Origin of the sequence: Kitasatospora sp. NPDC093679, from assembly GCF_040683455.1 — a bacterium.
Classification (GTDB): domain Bacteria; phylum Actinomycetota; class Actinomycetes; order Streptomycetales; family Streptomycetaceae; genus Kitasatospora; species Kitasatospora arboriphila.
In genome coordinates this window covers 1-1354 of record NZ_JBFBDW010000117.1, presented here as the reverse complement: position 1 = coordinate 1354, position 1354 = coordinate 1, and the positions used below count along the sequence as shown (strand labels likewise).

Sequence of the window (1354 nt, the reverse complement as noted above, 5' to 3'; positions counted from 1 at the left end):
GCTCCACACCTACAATCACCACCGCGGACACACCGCACTCGCAGGCAAGCCACCCGCCAGCCGCGTCCCCAACCTCACGGGTCAGAACACCTAGGGCTCGACGAGGGTGACGGTGACGGTGACCACCGGGCTGGGCAGTGGGCTGGGCGGCGGGACGGGGGGCGGCGTGGTGCGGCTGTGGGTGGGGGAGGGCGTGGGGGCGGGTGCGGGGCGGGTCGTGGTGGGTGCGGGTGTCGGTGTCGGTGGCGGGGTCGGCGTCGGGGTCGGGGCGGGCGAAGGCGGTGCCGGCTCCGCGCCGGTGGGGGCGGGGACGGCCGCGGCCGGTGCCGGCGGGTGGCCGGGCAGGGCGGCGGCCACCGTGAGGACGAGGAGCAGGACGGCGGCTGCCGCGCCCACCACGGTACGAACGGGAGCCGGGCGCCGCGGTGCCGCGGTGGGCGGGGACGGGACGGCCGGTCCGACGGGCGGGGAGGGCGGAGCCTCGCCCGTCCACAACAGCAGTGCGGGGGTCAGGACGGGCCGGTGCCAGTCCCGGACGGCGGCGAGTTCGGTGCGGGCCGTGCCGCACGGCCCGCACCCGGCGAGGTGGTCGGCGAGCCCGGGTTCCGGGACGGCGCCGCGGCGGACGGTGTCGCCGAGCCGGGCGACCAGCTGGCGGCAGGCCCGGGCCGGGACACGGGCCACGTACACCTGGAGGTAGGTGTCGAACAGGGCGGCCCGGGCGGGCGGCGCGGGCGGACGCAGGTCCCCGTCCGGGCCGAGGCCGTGCCAGAGCTCCTCCTGCCGGTGCGCGGGCAGCCGGCGGAAGGCCTGCAGCAGCGGCGCCTCCTGTTCGACGGCGGCCAGGGCGCCGGCGAGGCCCGCCCCCGGGTGGCGGGCGGCCGCGGCGTGCAGCCAGCCGCGGAAGCCGGCCGACAGTTCGGCCTCCCGCCCGGTGTCGGCCCACCGTGCGGCCGTGCGGCGGAGCGCGGCGACCAGCTCCGGCCGCGGGGCGCCGGCGGTCGGGAGCGTCCGGGCGGCCTCGTCGACCAGTCGGCGGGCGGTGGCCCCGTCCGGGCAGCACAGGCGGGCGTAGCCGAGGACGGCGGCCCGGTGGCGGTCGGTGGGACTGGGGGAACGGCGGGCGGGCGCGCCGTCCGCGGGCGGGGGTGCCGTGTCCTGCATGGGTCCGTCCAGGGGTGTGTTCGTCCGGGTGCCGGGTCGTCCGGTCCTGGTCGTCCGGGTGGGTGGGGTCGGGTGGGCGGGCCGACCCGGGGGGGGGCCGGACGGCCGGGGGGGGGGGGGGCGGGGAGCCCCCCGGCGGGGGCCGGCCCCGGGCCCCCCAACCCCCCCACGTGACCACCACCCTAGGCTC

General features: G+C 80.8%; 1 protein-coding gene. It reads right to left on the bottom strand.

Translation table 11 applies throughout. The annotated features are described in order from the left end of the window. Positions 1 to 90: 90 nt before the first annotated feature. Positions 91 to 1164, bottom strand: a complete 1074-nt coding sequence (locus tag AB0O09_RS38705; RefSeq protein ID WP_363550506.1) for a hypothetical protein — start codon at positions 1162 to 1164, stop codon at positions 91 to 93. Positions 1165 to 1354: the final 190 nt, after the last annotated feature.

Excerpts from the sequence above, each read along its gene's own strand:
- AB0O09_RS38705 (WP_363550506.1), bottom strand. The coding sequence starts at position 1,164 with ATGCAGGACACGGCACCCCCGCCCGCGGACGGCGCGCCCGCCCGCCGT.